The sequence below is a fragment of the Mizugakiibacter sediminis genome, from assembly GCF_000953855.2.
GTDB classification, from domain to species: Bacteria; Pseudomonadota; Gammaproteobacteria; order Xanthomonadales; family Rhodanobacteraceae; genus Mizugakiibacter; species Mizugakiibacter sediminis.
This window is the reverse complement of record NZ_DF970136.1, coordinates 1-17,073: the sequence shown is the minus strand read 5'-3', so window position 1 is coordinate 17,073 and position 17,073 is coordinate 1. Positions and strand designations below refer to the sequence as shown.

Here is a 17,073-nt window from a genome sequence, read left to right as displayed (position 1 = left end):
GCCGACGATGCGCGTGCCGCCGCCGCAGCCGCCGCGCGCGGAGAGCTTCCGCGAGCCGCCGCGCTACGCGGCGCCGCCGCAGCCGCCGCGCGAAGCCGCGCCGCAGCGCGGCAACGCGCCCGCCGCGCACGGCAACCGTCCGCGCGACGACGACCGCGGCGACCGCCACGAGCGCGGCAACCCGCGCTGACCGCGCCGCTGCCGGCGCGGCCGCCAGCGGCTACAATCGCCGCATGCAGATCCTGCTCAACGGCAACCCGCGCGAATGCGCAGACGGCACCACCGTCGCCCTGCTGCTGGAAGAGGCGGGCTACGGCGGCCGCCGCGTGGCGGTGGAAGTCAACCGCGAGATCGTTCCGCGCAGCCTGCACACCAAGTACGTGCTGGCCGAGAACGATCGCGTCGAGATCGTCCACGCCATCGGCGGCGGCTGAACGCGCGCCGCCGCGCAGGAGACCGCAACAGGGATTCCCGCCCGCGCGGGAATGACACACGCCCGCAGGCCCGCCGATGCGCCGCGCCGGCCGCGGGCCGACGACACGCACCGCCCCGGAGTTCCCGTGCACGCCCAGGTCCTACCGCTCACCGACGATCCGCTGGTCATCGCCGGCCGCAGCTACCGCTCGCGCCTGCTGACCGGCACCGGCAAGTACCGCGATCTCGACGAGACACGCCGCGCCACCGAGGCCGCCGGCGCCGAGATCGTCACCGTCGCCATCCGCCGCACCAACATCGGCCAGGATCCGAACCAGCCGAATCTGCTCGACGTGCTGCCGCCCGAGCGCTACACCATCCTGCCCAACACCGCCGGCTGCTACACCGCCGAGGACGCGGTGCGCACCTGCCGGCTGGCGCGCGAACTGCTGGACGGCCACCGCCTGGTCAAGCTCGAGGTGCTGGGCGACCAGAAAACGTTGTTCCCGGACGTGGTGCAGACGCTGAAGGCCGCCGAGCAGCTGGTCGCGGAAGGCTTCCAGGTGATGGTCTACACCAGCGACGACCCGATCCTGGCCAGGCGGCTGGAGGAAATCGGCTGCGTCGCGGTGATGCCGCTGGCGGCGCCGATCGGCTCCGGGCTCGGCATCCAGAACCGCTACAACCTGCTGGAGATCGTCGAGAACGCCAAGGTGCCGGTCCTCGTCGATGCCGGCGTCGGCACCGCCTCCGACGCCGCGATCGCCATGGAGCTCGGCTGCGACGGCGTGCTGATGAACACCGCCATCGCCGGCGCGCGCGACCCGGTGCTGATGGCGCACGCGATGAAGCTGGCCGTCGAGGCCGGCCGCGCGGCGTTCCGCGCCGGGCGCATTCCGCGCAAGCGCTACGCCTCGGCGTCCAGCCCGCTCGACGGGATCATCTAGTGCGATCGTCCCCGCTCGCGAGCATCGAGAACCGGCCATCGCCGGCCGCGTTTCCCATGAACAGCAGGCACCGCCGATCGCATGGATAGCCCCGAAGTCCACGCGCGCCGCATCCGCAGCTTCGTGCTGCGCGAGGGCCGCATCACGCCGGCGCAGCAGCGCGCGTTCGACGCGCACTGGCCGCGCTGCGGCCTCGACTACGCCGGCGCACCGCGCGACTTCGACGCCGTGTTCGGCCGTCGCGCGCCGCGCGTGCTGGAGATCGGCTTCGGCAACGGCGAGGCGCTGGCCTGGGCGGCGGCGCACGACCCGGCGCGCGACTACCTCGGCATCGAGGTGCACGGCCCCGGCGTCGGCCGGCTGATGAACGCGCTGGCCGCGCAGGGCAGCGACAACGTGCGCATCTACAAGCACGACGCGGTCGAAGTGCTGGAGCGCGAGATCGCGCCGGCGTCGCTGGCCGAAGTGCGCATCTGGTTTCCGGATCCGTGGCCGAAGAAGCGCCACCACAAGCGACGCCTGATCCAGCCCGGGTTCGTCGCCCTGCTGGCCGCGCGCGTGGCACCCGGCGGACTCTTGCATTTGGCGACCGACTGGGCCGACTATGCCGCGCACATGCTGGAGGTGCTGGAAGCCGCACCGCAGTGGCGCAACCGCCTGGGGGCGGGCCGCTACGCCGAGCGGCCGCCGTGGCGCATCGAGACCCACTTCGAACGCCGCGGCATGCGGCTCGGACACGGCGTATGGGATCTCCTCTATGAGCGCACCTGAGCAGCGCCGCTGAGCGCCGGCCGGAACAACAACGACAGCCCCGATGGACGCCGGCCTGACCCTCACCACCGACATGATGCTCGTGCTCGGGCTGGTGGCCTTCACCATGCTCATGCTCGTGCTCGAGTGGGTGCGCGCCGACGTGGTGGCGCTGCTGGTGGTGGTGGTGATCGGCCTGACCGGGCTGATCCCGGCGGAGCAGGTGTTCCACGGCTTCGCCGGCAACGCGGTGATCGCCATCATCGCGATCATGATCATGGGCGCCGGCCTCGACCGCACCGGCGTGCTCGGCCTCACCGCCAGCTTCGTGATGCGCATGGCGCGCGGCGTGGAGTCGCGGCTCGGCCTGGTGGTGAACATCGTCACCAGCCTGTTCAGCGCGGTGATCCCCAGCCAGGCGCTGGCGGCGCTGATGATCCCGGTGACCAGCCGCCTGTCCGCACGCACCGGCGTGCCGCTGCAGCAACTGCTGCTGCCGATGGCGTTCTGCATCCTCGCCGGCACCAACACCACGCTGATCGCCAACTCGCCGCTGATCCTGCTGAACGACCTGATCGCCAGCGCCAACCGCAACCTGCCGCCGGGCGCCAGCACCATCCCGCGCTTCGGCCTGTTCAGCGTGACGCCGATCGGCATCACCCTGGCGGTGATCGGCGTGCTGTACTTCCGCTTCGTCACCCAGCGCCTGCTGCCGGCGCGCGACGGCGAGCGGCAGAAGGTCACGCCGGGGCGCACCGAGAGCTACTTCGCCGAGACCTACGGCATCGCCGGCGAGGTGCTGGAGCTGACCGTCACGGCGGAAAGCCCGCTGGTCGGCATGAGCGTCGGCGAGACCGAGCAGCTGCACGGCGCGCCGCTGATCCTGGCGATCAAGAACGGCAACGAGGCGCGCCTGGCGCCGCCGGCCGACCAGATGATCTGGGTGGGCACGGTGCTCGGCGTGCTCGGCGCGCGCGAACAGGTCAACGAGTTCGCGCAGAACCAGCTGTGCCGCGTGGCGCCGCGCCCGCGCGCGCTGGCCGACATGTTCAACCCGGCGCGCGCCGGCATCTCCGAGGCGGTGGTGCCGCCCAGCTCGCGCTTCATCAAGCAGCCGGTCGGCGAGCTGCGCCTGCGCAAGCACTACGGCATCTCGGTGCTGGCGGTGCACCGCGGCGACCAGATCTTCCGCGAGGACCTGCGCAAGGTGACGCTGCGCGCCGGCGACACGCTGGTGCTGCACAGCTTCTGGAAGGACCTCGCGCTGGCCACCGAGGACCGCGACCTCGTCGTCGTCACCGACATCCCGAAGGAAGAGCACCGTCCCGGCAAGATCTGGCACGCGGTGTTCTTCTTCACCCTCGCCAAGGGCCTGGCGCTGTTCACCAACCTCGACCTGTCCATCGCCATGATGACCGGCGCGATCGGCATGCTGCTGACCGGCGTGCTGACCATGGACGAGGCCTACAAGGCGATCAACTGGAAGACCATCTTCGTCACCGCCTGCCTGATCCCGCTCGGCTGGTCGATGGACTCCACCGGCGCCGCCGCCTGGCTGGCGCAGGAGGTGCTGGGCGTGCTGAGCGGCGCGCCGCAACTGCTGCTGCAGACCAGCATCGCCGTGCTCACCCTGCTGTTCTCGCAGGTGATGTCGAACGTCGGCGCCACGGTGATGATGGTGCCGATCGCGATCAGCGTGGCGGTGGCCACCGGCGGCAATCCCGCGGCCTACGCGATGCTGGTCGCGGTGTCGTCGTCGAACACGTTCCTGATCCCGTCCGGCCATCCGGCGCTGATGATGGTCGCCGGCCCCGGCGGCTACCGCACGCAGGACTTCCTGCGTGTCGGCCTGCCGCTGACCGTGCTGATCCTCGCCTTCACGCTGCTGACCGTGAACCTGGTGTTCCGCTGAGCGGCGGCAGCGGCCGCAGGGCGGCGGCGCTCAGCGCAGCCTGACCTCGCCGTCCTCGACGCGCACCGGCAGCGCCACCAGCCCCTGCCCGCGACATGGCCCGCCGAGGCAGGCGCCGCTGCCGGCGTCGAAGGCGGCGCCGTGCGCGGCGCACACCAGCACGCGATCCTTCAGCAGGAACTTGCCCGGCGCCCAGTCCAGGCGGCGTCCGGCGTGCGGACATTCGTTGTGGAAGGCGCGCACGGCCTCGCCGTCGCGCAGCAGGATCAGGCTGAAGCCGCCGCTGGCCGAGTCGACCTCGACCGCGGCGGCGCCGCCGTCGGGGATGTCTTCGAGGCGGCATAGCCGGCCCGCCGTCTCGATTCCGGCCATCGGCACTTGCTCCGGGAGAAAAAAGGCTCCATCGTCGGGGTTCGATTCTGCCACACGGAGGCTCGCCCCCATGCGCTTCGTCCTGCCGCCGCTGCGCCGTCCCCGCCATCCACTGGCGCGCGCGCTGCTCGCCGTGCTCGGCGCGGTGATCCTGGGCGCGCTGCTGGCGTTCGGCCTGCTGGCCGTGCTGGTCGTCCTCGCCGTCGGCGCGGTCGCGTTCCTGGCGCGCCAGCTGACCTCGCGCCCGCACCCGGCGATGCGCCCGCAGGCGCGCGCCGCCGCGCACGGCGAGGTGATCGAGGGCGAATTCGTGGTGGTGCGCGAGTCGCAGCGCCGCCGCTGAGCGCAAGATCCGGATGGCCGGCGCGCCGCCTGCGCGCCAGCATTGCGGCACCGCATGAGGATGCCGCCATGAACGCCCGCCCCGTGACCCGCACCGATGAAGCCCTGGAGCGTGCCCGCCGTCTGCTCGACGCCGGTGGCGACGCGCCCACCCTGCCGCGGCTCGCCGCCGCGGTCGGCCTCTCCGTCAGCCACCTGCAGCGCGCGTTCCGCCGCCGCTACGGCGTCTCGCCGGCGGAATACGCCCGTGCGCGCCGCTTCGGCCAGTTCAAGCGCGCGCTGAAGCGCGGCGCGCGCGTCACCGACGCCGTGTACGACGCCGGCTTCGGTTCCGGCAGCCGCGTCTACGAGCACGCCGACCGTCTGCTCGGCATGACGCCGACGCGCTACCGCAGCGGCGGCGCCGGCGAGGCGGTGCGCTACACCACGCTGGACACGCCGCTCGGCCGCATGCTGGTCGCCGCCACCGTGCGCGGCATCTGCGCGGTGACGCTGGGCGCGAACGACCGCGAGCTGGTCGCCGCGCTGCAGGCGGAATTCCCGCGTGCCGAACTGGAACGCGTCGACGCCGGCCGCGACGAGTGGCTGGGCGCGGTGGTGGCGCGCGTCGCCCGCGAACTCGGCTGGAGCGACGCCGCCGCGCCGGCGCTGCCGCCGCTGGACGTCGCCGCCACCGCGTTCCAGTGGCGCGTGTGGGAGGCGCTGACGCGCATCCCCGCCGGCGAGACGCGCAGCTACGGCGAGATCGCCGCGGCGATCGGCGCACCGCACGCGGCGCGCGCCGTCGGCCGCGCCTGTGGCGCCAACCGCCTCGCGCTGATCGTGCCATGCCATCGCGTGGTGCGCGAAGACGGCAGCATCGGCGGCTGGCGCTGGGGCGTGGCGCGCAAGCGCAAGCTGCTGCGGGCGGAACGCGGCCACGGTCACGCAGGCGCGCCCGTCGCGCGTTGAAATCATCGCAAGGCCGGCGGGACATCGTTTCGTCACGCGCCGGCCACGGCCGCACCCGCTTCCACGCTAGAATGGCGCACGCATCCGCGCGGATGCCCTTCCCCCGACCCCGTCCATGAGCGACTCCTCCGCCCTGCCCGCCGCGTCCGCGGCGCAAAGCCCGTGGTCCAACCCGCGCGTGATGGTGCCGGTGGCGCTGGTCGCGCTGTACCTGGTCTGGGGTTCGACCTACCTCGCCATCCGCGTCGGCCTGCACAGCTACCCGCCGTTCGCCATGGCCGCGCTGCGGTTCGCCATCGCCGGCGCGCTGCTGTACGCCTTCCTGCGCCTGCGCGGCGCGCCGGCGCCGACCGCGCTGCAGTGGCGCAACACGGCAGTCGCCGGCACGCTGCTGCTCGGCTTCGGCAACGGCCTGGTCTGCTTCGGCGAGCAGAGCGTGTCTTCCGGCATCGCCGCGGTCGCCGTGGCCAGCGTGCCGCTGTTCGCCGCGCTGTTCGGCGGCCTGTACGGCGAATGGCCGCACCGGCGCGAAACCGTCGGCCTGGTGATCGGCTTCCTCGGCGTGGTGCTGCTCAATTTCGGCAGCGGCATGCAGGGCTCGCCGCTGGGCGCGATCGCGCTCGAAGCGGCCGCGATGTCGTGGGCGTTCGGCTCGGTGTGGAGCCGGCGCCAGGACATGCCGGCGGGGCCGATGAACGTCGCCGCGCAGATGCTGTGCGGCAGCGCGGCGCTGGCGCTGATGGCGGCGCTCGCCGGCGAACGCCTGCCCGCGCGCCCCGCGCTCGACGCCACGCTGGCCTTGGCCTACCTGGTGGTCGCCGGTTCCTTCATCGGCTTCAGCGCCTATCTGTACCTGCTGCGCACCGTGCGCCCGGCGCTGGCGACCAGCTACGCCTACGTCAATCCGCCGGTGGCGGTGCTGTTCGGCGTGCTGCTGGCCGGCGAGCGCGTCGGCCCGCTCGATCTCGCGGGCATGGCGGTGATCCTGGCCGGCGTGATGATCATCACGCTGGCCAAGGCGAAGCGTTGACGCTTCAGGCGTCGGTCGCGTCCAGCCACTGATCCAGGACCTGCGCCGAGGCGGCAGTCAGCGCGGCGTCGTGGCGGCGCGTGTCGGCGCGCAGCGCCTCGAGGTCGATGCCGGCGTGCGCCAGTTCGACCGCGTGACCGATCAGCCAGCGTTCGAGTTCGGCGCCGTGCGCCTCCATGTGGAACTGCACGCCCAGCACCTGCGTGCCCAAGGCGTAGGCCTGCTGCGCGCACGCCGGCGTCGAGGCGAGGCGCTGCGCGCCGGCCGGCAGGTCGAAGGTGTCGCCGTGCCAGTGCAACACGGCGCGGCCGTCGAGGTGGCGCAGCGGCGAGGCGCGGCCGGCGTCGCTCAGCGCGAGCGGACTCCAGCCGATCTCCTTCACGCCGGACGGATACACGCGCGCGCCCAGCGCCCGCGCGATCAGCTGCGCGCCGAGGCAGATGCCGAGCAAGGGCCTGCCGGCGCGCAGGCGCGCCTCGATCAGCGCGAGCTCGTCGCGCAGGAACGGATAGCGGTCGTCCTCGTAGGCGCCGATCGGCCCGCCCAGCACGATCAGCAGCGCCGCGTCGGCGATGTCGGCGTCGCGCAACGCGTCGACGCCCGCTTCGAGGTAGCGCACGCGCAGGCCGCGGCGCTCCAGCACCGGCGCGAGGCTGCCCAGCCCCTCGAAGGCGACGTGGCGGATGGCGACGGCTTCGGGCATCGGCGGGCTCCTGCATCGGATGCGCGCAGCCTACAGCTCGCGCAGCGCCGAGGCCACCGGCAGCCGCGCCGCGCGCACCGCCGGGAACAGGCCGCCGACGAAGCCGATCGCCAGCGCCCACTTCAGGCCGTCCCACAGCAGTTGCGGCGAGACCACGAACTGGAAGCTCAGCTTGCCCACCGAACCCGCGGCCAGCGTGGAGGCGCTGTAGCCGTTGAACAGCAGCCAGGCGACCAGCCCGCCCAGCACGCCGCCGGCCAGCGCCAGCAGCATCGTCTCCAGCATCACCGCGATCACCACCGGCAGGCCGCCGAAGCCGATCGCGCGCAGCGTGGCGATCTCGCGGGCGCGCGCGGCGACCGCGGCGTACATGCAGTTGAGCGCGCCGAACGCCGCGCCGATCGCCATGATCATGCCGACGGTGATGCCGATCGCGCGGATCACCTTGGCCGTGCCTTCGGACTGCTTGCTGAAGTAGTGCAGCGTGGTGTCGACGTCGACCTTCAGGCGCGGATCGGCGGCGAGCGCCGCCTTCAGCGTGTCGAACGCCTTGGGATCGGCCAGCTTCACCGTCACCGACGCGCGGCTGCTGCCGCGCCGATAGGTGGAAGCGACCGTGTCGGCATCGCCCCAGATCTCCGATTCCAACGCGTCGCCGCTGGCGAACACGCCGACCACGCTCCATTCCTGGCTGCCCAGCTTGACGGTCTTGCCGACGTCCAGCCCGGCAAACTGCTGCTGCGCGCTCTTGCCGACCACCAGCTCGCGGCGGCCGGTCTCGAACTTGCGGCCGGCGACGATCTTCAGGTTGGGACGCACTTCCCAGGCCCGGTCGCCGACGCCGCGCAACTGCACGCTGCCTTCGTCGTCCGGACCGCCGCCGCGCACGGGCAAGTTGGCCGCGACCACCAGCTCCGGCGAGGCCAGCGGATCGCCCTTGGCGTCGCGCGCGATGCCGGGCGCCTGCGGGATCACCACGATGCTGTCGCGATCGAGCACCGACATCACCTCGCTAGCCGAGCCGCCGCGCATCACGATCGCGGTGTCGGCGCTGCCGGTCTTGCGCAGCGTCTCGGCGTAGCCTTCGCCCATCGCCAGCAGCGCCACCAGCACGCCGACCACGCCGGCGGTGCCGATCATGATCACCGCCGAGGAACCGAGGCGCTGGCGCAGCGTGCTGACGCCGACGCCGGTGACCGATGCGGTCTGCCTGCCGCGGCGCGTCGCCGCCAGCCACGCCGCGAACAGCAGCACCAGCGCCAGCACGCCCGGCCACGGCAGCGCGACCCAGACCACCAGCACGACGGCCAGCAGCAACAGCAGGCCCAGATTGATCAGGAATTTCATCGCCTCGCTCCTCAGCGTCCGGCCAACGCATCGACGATGTTCAGGCGCATCGCCCGCCACGCCGGCGGCGCGCCGACCAGCAAGCCGATCGCCACCATCAGTGTGAGACCCAGCGCCCAGCTGCCGGCACCGACGCTCGGCAGGTTGAGCATGCCGCCGCTGCCCGCGCTGACGATCGGGATCAGCACGCTCGCCAACGCCAGCCCGATCGCGCCGCCCAGCACCAGCAGCAGCACCGACTCGGCCAGCACCAGCGCCATCACCGCGCGGCTGGAGAAGCCGATGGTCTTCAGCACCGCCAGTTCCGAGGTGCGCTCGCGCACCGCCTGCATCATGGTGTTGCCGGTCAGCAGCAGCAGGGTGAAAAACACCGCGCCCATGATCGAGCCGACGATCAGGCCGATGTCGGCCATCTGCTTCATCCAGTTGGCGGTGGCGGCCTGCTCGGTCTGCGTGCGCGTCTCGTGGTCGGAATTGGCCGACAGCGCGTCGATCGCGCGCGCCACGCGGTCGGCCTGGTTGACGTCGCTGACGCTGGTGACGTACCAGCCGACGGTGCCGCGGTTGTACGGCGTGCCTTCGTCGAAATACTTCCAGTGCATCAGCACCAGCTGGTCGTACCAGCCGGCGCTCTTGTCCTTGGCGTGCATGAAGCCGACGATGTCGAAGTTCCAGCTCTTGCTGCCGTCGCGCTGCGGGAAGATGGTCGACTGCAGCGGGATCTTGTCGCCGATCTTCCAGTGGAAGCGCTTCGCCAGCGTCTCGCCGACCAGGATGCCGGTGCGCGTTTCGGCGAACGCCTTGCGCGCCTCGGCGCTCACCTCGATCTCCGGATACTGGTCGAGGTAGTTGTCGCTGACGGCGAAGCTGAACACCTGGTTGTGCGGATCCTGGTAGGCGCCGCCGAACCAGTTCGCGTAGGCCACCGACTTCACGCCCGGCACGCGCGCGATCTGCGCGTCCAGCGACTGCGGCAGCGTCTGGATGAACGACAGCTTGGAGCCGGTCTGCAGCCGGCGCGCGCCGTTCGCGCTCTGCCCGGCCTGGTCGAACGAGGTGCGCACGGCGTCGAGCATGCCGAATAGCAGGAACGCCGCGATCACCGACAGCAGGGTCAGGATGGTGCGCGTCTTGCTGCGGAACAGCGCCGCCCAGATCAGATGGAAGTATTTCATCGTTCGCTCCTTTGGCGAGCCGCCGTTCCTGGCGCGCCGCCGCTCGCGGCAATCACGCCAGCGCGGCCTGCTCGACCAGCGTGCCCTTGTCGAGATGCAGCGTGTGGCTGGCGTACTCCGCGGCCTTCGGATCGTGGGTGACCATCACGATGGTCTTGCCGTGCTCGCGATTCAGCCGCTGCAGCAGGGTGAGGATCTCCTCGGCGGACTGGCGGTCGAGGTCGCCGGTCGGCTCGTCGCACACCAGCAGGGTGGGATCGGAGACGATCGCGCGCGCGATCGCCACGCGCTGCTGCTGGCCGCCGGACAGCTCGTTCGGCTTGTGCGCGGCGCGGTCCTCCAGTCCGACCAGTTTCAACGCGATCGCCGCGTTGCGCTTGCGCTGCGCGGCATTCAGCTTGGTCAGCAGCAGCGGCAGCTCGACGTTCTTCTGCGCGCTCAGCATCGGCATCAGGTTGTAGAACTGGAACACGAAGCCGACGTTGGATGCGCGCCATTTGGCGAGGTCGCCGCCGCCCATGCGGTCGATGCGCTGGCCGGCCACGCCGATGCTGCCGCCGCTCGGCGAGTCCAGCCCGCCGATCAGGTTGAGCAGCGTGGTCTTGCCGGAACCGGACGGCCCCATCAGCGCGAGGAAGTCGCCCTGCGCGATGTCCAGGTTGATGTGGTGCAGCACTTCGACTTTCTGCTTGCCGCGCTCGTACACCTTGCTGACGTCGCGGATCTCGACCAGCGTGCCCATCGTTTCGCCCTCGCTCGGCTTCGTCATTCGTTGGTGGAGCTGATTTCCACGCGTGCGCCGTCGGCCAGCGCCGCCGGCGGCTGGCGCACCACGCGCGTGCCGGCCTCGAGGCCGGCGGTGACCTGGCGCATCTCGCCCAGGCCGAGGCCCGCGGTGACCGGACGCAGCCGCGCGCGGTCGCCGTCGATCACGAACACCGCATCGCGGCCGTCGCGCCGCACCAGCGCGGAGGCCGGCACCAGCACGCCGGTCGGCGCGGGTGCGTGCGCGGCGGACGCGGGCGCTGCCTCGAGGAAGGACACCTTCACGCCCATGTCCGGCACGATGCGCGGATCCTTCGCCTTCAGCGCGATGCGCACCTTGACCGTGGCCTTGCTGCGGTCGGCGGCGGGGATGATCGCGATCACCGCGGCCGGGATCTTCCAGTCGGGGTAGGCGTCGAGTACTGCCTGCACGGGCTGCCCGGCCTTGACGCGGCCGATGTAGGCCTCGTTGACGTCGACCTCGACCTCCAGCGAATCCATGTCGACGATGGTGCCGATGCCGGTGCGGGTGAAGCCGCCGCCGGCCGACAGCGGCGAGACGATCTCGCCGACCTGCGCGGCCTTGTCGGTGACCACGCCGGCGAACGGCGCGCGCACCACCGTGTAGTCGAGCTGCACCTCGGCGCTGCGCACCTGCGCGCGCGCCAGTTCCACCTGGCTGCGCTGCGCGGCGAGCTGCGCGGCCAGCGTCTCCACCGCGGTGCGCGCGTTCTCCAGCGCCTGCTGCGAGGTCAGCTTGCGGCCGATCAGGTCCTGCTGGCGCGCGAGGTCGCGGCGCGCCTGCGCGAGCTGCGCCTGATATTGGCCGAGCAGCGCCTCGGCGGCGGCGAGGCCGGCCCTGGCGGTGGCGAGGTTGGCGCGCTGCGCGGTGTCCTCGAGGCGCGCCAGCACCTGGCCGGCCTGCACGTGGTCGCCTTCCTCGATCAGCACCTCGGTCAGCGTGCCGGTGATCTGCGCGGAGACGGTGGCCTGGCGCCGCGCGGTCACGTAGCCGGTGGCATCCAGCACCGCCGTCGCGGCATCGGCCGCCGGCGGCACGGCGGCGACGGCTTCAACCGCGACCGCGCGGCCGCGCGCCAGCCACGCGACGGCGATCGCCGCGATCAACAGCAGCGCCGCGACGGCCGCCACGATCCACGGCCAGCGCCGGCGCGCCGGCGCATCCTCGCGCTGCGCACGCTCGATGCGCAGTTGCTTGAGCAGATCGCCGGTGTCCACGGCAGCGCCTTCCATCGGTCGATGCGTCCTCTTGAGTGTCGCACAGCCTGCCGCAGCCGACGCCGGCGGCCCAGGCGAGGCCGTCAGCCGGCATGCGTGACGACTGTCACCGCCGCGCTGCTAAGCTTGCGGCCTTGCCGTCTCCCGCCGGAACGCCCATGGACTACGTGTTCGCTCCGCCCGCCGTTCCCAGTCTGCCGGTCATCGGCAGCGGCGCGCGCTTCCCGCTGCGCCGCGTATTCTGCATCGGCCGCAACTACGCCGAGCACGCGCGCGAGATGGGCGCGGAGGTGGCGAGCCGCGCCGCGCCGGTGTTCTTCTGCAAGCCGGCCGATGCGGTGGTGGCCGACGGCGCCGACGTGCCCTACCCGTCCGCCACCGCCGATCTGCATCACGAGGTCGAGATGGTGGTGGCGCTCGGCGCGGGCGGTCGCGACATTCCCGCGGATCGCGCGCTGGAACGGGTCTACGGCTACGGCGTCGGCCTCGACCTGACGCGCCGCGACCTGCAGGCCGCGGCCAAGGCGAAGAGCCTGCCGTGGGACACGGCCAAGGCGTTCGATCACTCCGCGCCGGTGTCGGCGCTGCGCCGCGCGGCGGACGTCGGCCATCCCGCGCGCGCGCGCCTGACGCTGGACGTCAACGGCGTGCGCCGCCAGGACGCCGACATCGCCGACATGGTGTTCACGGTGCCGGAGATCGTCGCCGAGCTGTCCAGGCTGTTCGAGCTGAAGGCCGGCGACCTGATCTTCACCGGCACGCCCGCCGGCGTCGCCGCGCTGGCGCGCGGCGATCGCTTCCGCGCCGAGCTGGCCGGTGTCGCCGTGCTGGAAGGCCGCATCGCCTGAGCGGCGCGCGGCGCCGCGCGGCTGCGCTAAAGTGGGCGCGCCGCGGCCGCTGCCGGTGCGCGGCAGGGGAATCCGTCGCAGACACCCGGGGAGGAACCACGATGGGCATGTTGAGCGAGTTCAGGCAATTCGCCATGCGCGGCAACGTCGTCGACATGGCGACCGGCATCGTCGTCGGCGCCGCGTTCGGCAAGATCGTCTCGTCCCTGGTCGACCAGATCATCATGCCGCCGATCGGCCTGCTGATCGGCGGCATCGACTTCTCCAACATCAAGACCGTGCTGAAGGCGGCCGGCGCCGACGGCAAGGGCGAAGTGGCGATCCAGTGGGGCGCGTTCGTCAACACGGTGATCAGCTTCGTCATCATCGCCTTCGCGATCTTCCTGGTGATCAAGCTGATGAACCGCATGGTCAGGAAGCAGGAAGCGGCGCCGGCGCCGCCGCCGGCGGACGTGCAGCTGCTGACCGAGATCCGCGACCTGCTGAAGCAGCGCTGACGCGACGCCCGCGGCTGTCGCGGATCCTGCCGGCAGCCGCGCCCCGTGACCTCCGGCCCAGCGCCGGTGGCGGCGGCGCCGGCATAATCGCGGCTTTGCCGGAGGAGTTGCCGCCATGCCGCGTCTGGTTCCCTCGTCGCTCGCGCTCGCCTGCGCCTTCGCCGCCGCCGCGGCTCTCGCCGCGGCGCCCACCCGCATTCCCGAAGACGCGGTCAGGACCGCGATCACGCTGCGCGACCGCGCCCTGCACGACGACACCGCCTGGAACCTCACCGAATCGCTGACCACCGAGATCGGCCCGCGCCTGGCCGGCAGCGACAACGACCTGCGCGCGCGCGAGTGGGCGATCGCCAAGTTCAAGGCGCTCGGCTTCGACAAGGTCTACACCGAGCCGGTCACCTTCCCGAAATGGGTGCGCCGCAGCGAGCACGCGGCGATCGTCGCGCCGTTCCCGCAGCCGCTCGCGGTGACCGCGCTCGGCTACTCGCCGGCCACGCCGGCCGGCGGCCTCACCGGCGAGGTGGTGCTGTTCCCGACGCTGGATGCGCTGAAGGCCGCCGGCGACGCCGTGCGCGGCAAGATCGTCTACGTCGGCTTCCGCATGCAGCCCCACCGCGACGGCCACGACTACGGCATCGGTTCGACGATCCGCACGCACGGCCCCGCGCTGGCGGCGAAGCTGGGCGCCGCCGCGTTCCTGCTGCGCTCGGCCGGCACCGACTCCAACCGCACGCCGCACACCGGCGTGACGCAGTGGGAGGCGGACGGCCCGCGCATCCCCGCCGCCGCGCTGTCCGCGCCCGACGCCGACCTGCTCGAGCGCATGGCCGCGCGCGGCAAGCCGGTGCAGCTGAAGCTCGACCTCGACTGCGGCATGGACGGCACCTACACCTCGGCCAACGTGATCGGCGAGATCACCGGCAGCAAGCACCCCGAGCAGGTGGTGGCGATCGGCGGCCACCTCGATTCCTGGGATCCGGGCACCGGCGCGATCGACGACGCCGCCGGCGTCGCCATCGCCATGGCCGCCGGCCATCTGATCGGCGAGCTGCCGAAGCGTCCCGACCGCACCATCCGCGTGATCGCCTTCGCCAACGAGGAACAGGGCCTGTGGGGCGGCCGCGCCTACGCAGAGGCGCACGCCAAGGACGTCGCCAGGCACCAGCTCGGCAGCGAATCCGACTTCGGCGCCGGCAAGGTCTGGCGCATGAGCGCCAGCGTCAAGCCGGAAGCGCGCGACGCGATCCGGCAGATCGCCGACGTGCTGGCGCCGCTCGGCGTCGCCTACGACGCGCAGCGCCCGGGCGGCGGCGGTTCGGACCTCTCGCAGATGCACGCCAAGGGCATGGCCGCGCTGTCGCTGACCCAGGACGGCACCCGCTACTTCGACTGGCACCACACCAGCAACGACACGCTGGACAAGATCGACCGCGACGAACTCGACCAGAACGTCGCCGTCTACGCCGCGTTCGCCTACATGGCCGCGCAGGCCAAGGGCGACTTCGGCTCCGCGCCGGGCGCCTTCGCCCACGACGGCGCCGAGGACTGAGCCCGGGAATGTCGTAGGGCGGAATCCGCGCGCGGATTCCGCCGACGCCGGCCGCGCGCGCAGGCAACCGGCGGAAGCGCCGCTGCGCGGCGGTTCCGCCCTCCGGCGGCGGGCTGATGCTTTGGACTGGATCGGCGCGGAAAGGGCCAGATGGAGCCCGTCGCCGCTCCGCGTGCATCCGCGCCGATCCGCGTCGAGAAAATGCTGGTTCTCGTGGCGCGCCGCTGCGCGGCAATCGCAGCCTAGGCGCGCAGCGGATGGCGCCGCCGCCATTCGGCGAAGCACACCGCGGCGCTGGCGGCGATGTTGAGGCTCTCCACGGCGCCGGTGCCGGGGATGGTGAGACGCAGGTCCGCCGCCGCCAGCAGCGCCTCGCCGATGCCGGTCTCCTCGGCGCCGAACACCAGCGCGATGCGCGGCGGCAGCTCGGCGTCGAACAGCGACACGCCGGCGCGCGGCACGGTGGCCGCCAGCGCGAAGCCGGCGCCGCGCAGTGCGGCGACAGCATCCTCGCCGGGCTCGGCATGCACCAGCGGCACCGCCTCGGCGCCGCCCTCGGCGACGCGCACCGCCGCGCCGGACAGGGTCAGCGTCGACGTCGCCGGCACGATCACCGCCGCCAGGCCGAAGTGCGCGCCGCTGCGCAGCAGCGCGCCGAGGTTGTGCGGATTGCCGACGCCGTCGAGGTAGGCCAGCAGCGCCGGACCGGCCGGCAGCGCGCGCAGCAGCCCGGCGAGGCGCGGCGCGGCCGCGCCGCGCATGGCGAAACACACGCCCTCGTGGTGCTGCGTGCCGGTGATGCGCGCGAGCTCGGCGTCGTCGACCACGCGGTAGCCGAGGCGATGCTTCACGCACCACGCCAGCACCGGCTTCAGCGTGGCGATGCGCGTCTCCGCGAGCCACACCTTGCGCAGGTCCTGCGGCCGGTGCGCGAACGCGGCGCGGCAGGCGTTCAGACCGAACAGGCGCTGTTCCTCCTCGCGCGGCGCGGCATGCCCGCGCGGCGCCTGCGGGCGGCGCGACGGCGCGCGCGGCGGGCGCCGGTTCACGCCGCGGCCTCGTCGCGCAGCCGCGCGTACATCCACACGTCGACCAGCACGCCGCGCTTGTACGCGGCGCGGCGCAGCGTGCCCTCCAGCGTGTAGCCGCACTTCTGCAGCACGCGCGCGGAAGCCGGGTTGTTGGCGTTGACCATCGCCTGCAGCCGCTGGTAGCCGAACGTGCGGAACGCGTAGTCGGTGTAGCCGCGCACGGCCGCGCTCATCAGCCCGCGCCCCCAGAAGGCGCGGCCCAGCCAGTAGCCGAGCGTGGCGCTGAGCCGGTAGATGTCCTCGCCGTGGCGGATGCCGAAGCCGCCGGCCAGCGCGCCGTCGACCTCGATGGCGAAGAACTCGCGCGGCCGCGCCACGGCCATGCGCAGGAAGGTCTGCGCATCGTCCGGCGTGTATGGATAGGGGAAGCGGTCGGCGAGGCCGCGCGACACCTCGGCGTCGTTGGCCAGCGGCACCAGCGCGTCGGCGTCGGCGTCGCGCCACGGGCGCAGCCGGCACGCGCCGCAGTCGAGCACGAAAGCGGAATCGGGGGAGGTCATGCGCGGATTATCCCGGCGCGCACGGGCGGGAAGCCAGCGCCCTCAGGACCCCTCGGCGTCCAGCGCCTGCAGGTTGTCCTTCATGCGCTCGAGCACCTCGACGAATTTCTCGACGTCGACGCCGGGGATGCCGCGCGTGGCCTCGCCGCGCAGGCCGCGCGAGATCTCCTCCATGTCGGCGGCGACCGCGCGCGCGCGCGCGGTCAGGTGCAGGCGCCACCGGCGGCGGTCGGCCGGATCGGCGCGGCGCTCGACGAAACCGCCGGCCTGCAGGCGGTCGATCACCCGGCCGACCGCGATCGGGTCCATCTCCAGGCGGTCGGCCAGCTCGGCCTGGGTGATCCCCTCGCTGACGTACAGGCGCTTGACGGCGCGCCACTGCGCCCGCGTCATTCCGAACCGCGTCGCGCGCCGATCGAAATGCTTGCGGAACAGGCAGGTGACGTCGTTGATCAGGTAACCGAAGGAAATATCGTTGTGGTCGGACATGGCGCGATCTTAGGGGGCGCGGCCGCCGCGCACCACCGGCGGCGAACCGCTATTCTCCGCCATTGGCGTCGCGGCCGCGCGGGACACGCCATGTCGTTCCTTGCCGACATCGTCCAGGCCGACATCACCACCCTCGACGTCGACGCCGTCGT

General features: G+C 72.4%; 20 protein-coding genes. 11 read left to right on the top strand and 9 right to left on the bottom strand.

All coding sequences use genetic code 11. The annotated features are described in order from the left end of the window. From MBSD_RS15285 to MBSD_RS01005, 5 genes are all read left to right on the top strand, one after another. On the top strand, window positions 1-190 hold a 190-nt coding region (locus MBSD_RS15285), incomplete at its 5' end, for a hypothetical protein (protein ID WP_237071711.1). A 43-nt stretch (window positions 191-233) separates the two neighbouring features. Continuing rightward, on the top strand, window positions 234-434 hold the full coding sequence (gene thiS / locus MBSD_RS01020; protein WP_062534230.1) for a sulfur carrier protein ThiS: 201 nt from the start codon (window positions 234-236) through the stop codon (window positions 432-434). 126 nt (window positions 435-560) lie between these two features. Beyond that, on the top strand, window positions 561-1,361 hold the full coding sequence (locus MBSD_RS01015; RefSeq protein WP_062534228.1) for a thiazole synthase: 801 nt from the start codon (window positions 561-563) through the stop codon (window positions 1,359-1,361). An 81-nt stretch (window positions 1,362-1,442) separates the two neighbouring features. Continuing rightward, on the top strand, window positions 1,443-2,132 hold the full coding sequence (gene trmB / locus MBSD_RS01010) for a tRNA (guanosine(46)-N7)-methyltransferase TrmB (RefSeq protein WP_062534226.1): 690 nt from the start codon (window positions 1,443-1,445) through the stop codon (window positions 2,130-2,132). Window positions 2,133-2,175: 43 nt separating this feature from the next. Then, on the top strand, window positions 2,176-4,023 hold the full coding sequence (locus tag MBSD_RS01005) for an SLC13 family permease (protein WP_237071710.1): 1,848 nt from the start codon (window positions 2,176-2,178) through the stop codon (window positions 4,021-4,023). Between the two features lie 30 nt (window positions 4,024-4,053). On the opposite strand, the gene MBSD_RS01000 is transcribed toward MBSD_RS01005, so the two are convergent. Then, window positions 4,054-4,395 carry a Rieske (2Fe-2S) protein gene (locus tag MBSD_RS01000; RefSeq protein ID WP_062534224.1) on the bottom strand — a complete coding sequence of 114 codons (342 nt, stop codon included), beginning with the start codon at window positions 4,393-4,395 and terminating at the stop codon, window positions 4,054-4,056. Window positions 4,396-4,465: 70 nt separating this feature from the next. On the opposite strand from MBSD_RS01000, the gene MBSD_RS00995 reads away from it, so the two are divergent. The 3 genes from MBSD_RS00995 (at window position 4,466) to yedA (ending at window position 6,718) form a co-directional block, all read left to right on the top strand. Then, a complete protein-coding gene (locus MBSD_RS00995) occupies window positions 4,466-4,738 on the top strand; it encodes a hypothetical protein (RefSeq protein WP_062534222.1) in 273 nt (90 codons plus the stop codon). 68 nt (window positions 4,739-4,806) lie between these two features. Further along, window positions 4,807-5,688, top strand: coding sequence for a methylated-DNA--[protein]-cysteine S-methyltransferase (locus tag MBSD_RS15865; RefSeq protein WP_062534221.1), 882 nt, complete (start codon window positions 4,807-4,809; stop codon window positions 5,686-5,688). A 115-nt stretch (window positions 5,689-5,803) separates the two neighbouring features. Beyond that, the gene (yedA, locus tag MBSD_RS00985) at window positions 5,804-6,718 is read left to right on the top strand and encodes a drug/metabolite exporter YedA (protein WP_062534219.1); all 915 of its coding nucleotides are present in this window, start codon (window positions 5,804-5,806) and stop codon (window positions 6,716-6,718) included. A 4-nt stretch (window positions 6,719-6,722) separates the two neighbouring features. Here the strand turns inward: yedA and MBSD_RS00980 are convergent, their stop codons facing one another. The 5 genes from MBSD_RS00980 to MBSD_RS00960 are packed head-to-tail and all read right to left on the bottom strand — an operon-like array spanning window position 6,723 to window position 11,962. Then, window positions 6,723-7,421, bottom strand: coding sequence for a glutamine amidotransferase (locus MBSD_RS00980; protein WP_062534218.1), 699 nt, complete (start codon window positions 7,419-7,421; stop codon window positions 6,723-6,725). A 30-nt stretch (window positions 7,422-7,451) separates the two neighbouring features. Further along, a complete protein-coding gene (locus MBSD_RS00975; protein WP_062534216.1) occupies window positions 7,452-8,768 on the bottom strand; it encodes an ABC transporter permease in 1,317 nt (438 codons plus the stop codon). 11 nt (window positions 8,769-8,779) lie between these two features. Beyond that, window positions 8,780-9,943: an ABC transporter permease gene (locus MBSD_RS00970; protein WP_062534214.1), complete on the bottom strand. Its 1,164-nt coding sequence runs from the start codon at window positions 9,941-9,943 to the stop codon at window positions 8,780-8,782. A gap of 52 nt (window positions 9,944-9,995) precedes the next feature. Next, complete coding sequence (locus MBSD_RS00965; protein ID WP_062534234.1) at window positions 9,996-10,685, bottom strand: ABC transporter ATP-binding protein; 690 nt, start codon at window positions 10,683-10,685, stop codon at window positions 9,996-9,998. Between the two features lie 23 nt (window positions 10,686-10,708). After that, window positions 10,709-11,962 (bottom strand): efflux RND transporter periplasmic adaptor subunit, encoded by a 1,254-nt coding sequence (locus MBSD_RS00960; RefSeq protein WP_062534212.1) that lies wholly within the window; start codon window positions 11,960-11,962, stop codon window positions 10,709-10,711. A 143-nt stretch (window positions 11,963-12,105) separates the two neighbouring features. Between MBSD_RS00960 and MBSD_RS00955 the strand changes: the two genes are divergently transcribed. The 3 genes from MBSD_RS00955 to MBSD_RS00945 all read left to right on the top strand — a co-directional run bounded on the left by MBSD_RS00955 (window position 12,106) and on the right by MBSD_RS00945 (window position 14,841). Then, window positions 12,106-12,795 (top strand): fumarylacetoacetate hydrolase family protein, encoded by a 690-nt coding sequence (locus MBSD_RS00955; protein WP_062534210.1) that lies wholly within the window; start codon window positions 12,106-12,108, stop codon window positions 12,793-12,795. A gap of 101 nt (window positions 12,796-12,896) precedes the next feature. Then, complete coding sequence (mscL, locus tag MBSD_RS00950) at window positions 12,897-13,292, top strand: large-conductance mechanosensitive channel protein MscL (protein WP_062534208.1); 396 nt, start codon at window positions 12,897-12,899, stop codon at window positions 13,290-13,292. Window positions 13,293-13,407: 115 nt separating this feature from the next. Continuing rightward, window positions 13,408-14,841 carry a M20/M25/M40 family metallo-hydrolase gene (locus tag MBSD_RS00945; RefSeq protein ID WP_062534206.1) on the top strand — a complete coding sequence of 478 codons (1,434 nt, stop codon included), beginning with the start codon at window positions 13,408-13,410 and terminating at the stop codon, window positions 14,839-14,841. 242 nt (window positions 14,842-15,083) lie between these two features. Here MBSD_RS00945 and MBSD_RS00940 read toward each other — a convergent pair whose 3' ends face one another. Genes MBSD_RS00940 through MBSD_RS00930 form a run of 3 tightly spaced genes read right to left on the bottom strand, consistent with a single transcriptional unit; the run spans window position 15,084 to window position 16,921 of the window. After that, the gene (locus tag MBSD_RS00940) at window positions 15,084-15,890 is read right to left on the bottom strand and encodes a TrmH family RNA methyltransferase (RefSeq protein ID WP_062534204.1); all 807 of its coding nucleotides are present in this window, start codon (window positions 15,888-15,890) and stop codon (window positions 15,084-15,086) included. Further along, window positions 15,887-16,432 carry a GNAT family N-acetyltransferase gene (locus MBSD_RS00935; RefSeq protein WP_062534202.1) on the bottom strand — a complete coding sequence of 182 codons (546 nt, stop codon included), beginning with the start codon at window positions 16,430-16,432 and terminating at the stop codon, window positions 15,887-15,889. The genes MBSD_RS00940 and MBSD_RS00935 overlap by 4 nt, the downstream gene beginning before the upstream one ends. Window positions 16,433-16,474: 42 nt before the next feature. Then, window positions 16,475-16,921: a MarR family winged helix-turn-helix transcriptional regulator gene (locus MBSD_RS00930; RefSeq protein ID WP_062534200.1), complete on the bottom strand. Its 447-nt coding sequence runs from the start codon at window positions 16,919-16,921 to the stop codon at window positions 16,475-16,477. Between the last annotated feature and the right edge of the window lie 152 nt (window positions 16,922-17,073).

Excerpts from the sequence above, each read along its gene's own strand:
- thiS (WP_062534230.1), top strand. The coding sequence starts at position 234 with ATGCAGATCCTGCTCAACGGCAACCCGCGCGAATGCGCAGACGGCACC.
- trmB (WP_062534226.1), top strand. The coding sequence starts at position 1,443 with ATGGATAGCCCCGAAGTCCACGCGCGCCGCATCCGCAGCTTCGTGCTG.
- MBSD_RS01005 (WP_237071710.1), top strand. The coding sequence starts at position 2,176 with ATGGACGCCGGCCTGACCCTCACCACCGACATGATGCTCGTGCTCGGG.
- MBSD_RS01000 (WP_062534224.1), bottom strand. The coding sequence starts at position 4,395 with ATGGCCGGAATCGAGACGGCGGGCCGGCTATGCCGCCTCGAAGACATC.
- MBSD_RS00995 (WP_062534222.1), top strand. The coding sequence starts at position 4,466 with ATGCGCTTCGTCCTGCCGCCGCTGCGCCGTCCCCGCCATCCACTGGCG.
- MBSD_RS15865 (WP_062534221.1), top strand. The coding sequence starts at position 4,807 with ATGAACGCCCGCCCCGTGACCCGCACCGATGAAGCCCTGGAGCGTGCC.
- yedA (WP_062534219.1), top strand. The coding sequence starts at position 5,804 with ATGAGCGACTCCTCCGCCCTGCCCGCCGCGTCCGCGGCGCAAAGCCCG.
- MBSD_RS00980 (WP_062534218.1), bottom strand. The coding sequence starts at position 7,421 with ATGCCCGAAGCCGTCGCCATCCGCCACGTCGCCTTCGAGGGGCTGGGC.
- MBSD_RS00975 (WP_062534216.1), bottom strand. The coding sequence starts at position 8,768 with ATGAAATTCCTGATCAATCTGGGCCTGCTGTTGCTGCTGGCCGTCGTG.
- MBSD_RS00970 (WP_062534214.1), bottom strand. The coding sequence starts at position 9,943 with ATGAAATACTTCCATCTGATCTGGGCGGCGCTGTTCCGCAGCAAGACG.
- MBSD_RS00965 (WP_062534234.1), bottom strand. The coding sequence starts at position 10,685 with ATGGGCACGCTGGTCGAGATCCGCGACGTCAGCAAGGTGTACGAGCGC.
- MBSD_RS00960 (WP_062534212.1), bottom strand. The coding sequence starts at position 11,962 with ATGGAAGGCGCTGCCGTGGACACCGGCGATCTGCTCAAGCAACTGCGC.
- MBSD_RS00955 (WP_062534210.1), top strand. The coding sequence starts at position 12,106 with ATGGACTACGTGTTCGCTCCGCCCGCCGTTCCCAGTCTGCCGGTCATC.
- mscL (WP_062534208.1), top strand. The coding sequence starts at position 12,897 with ATGGGCATGTTGAGCGAGTTCAGGCAATTCGCCATGCGCGGCAACGTC.
- MBSD_RS00945 (WP_062534206.1), top strand. The coding sequence starts at position 13,408 with ATGCCGCGTCTGGTTCCCTCGTCGCTCGCGCTCGCCTGCGCCTTCGCC.
- MBSD_RS00935 (WP_062534202.1), bottom strand. The coding sequence starts at position 16,432 with ATGACCTCCCCCGATTCCGCTTTCGTGCTCGACTGCGGCGCGTGCCGG.
- MBSD_RS00930 (WP_062534200.1), bottom strand. The coding sequence starts at position 16,921 with ATGTCCGACCACAACGATATTTCCTTCGGTTACCTGATCAACGACGTC.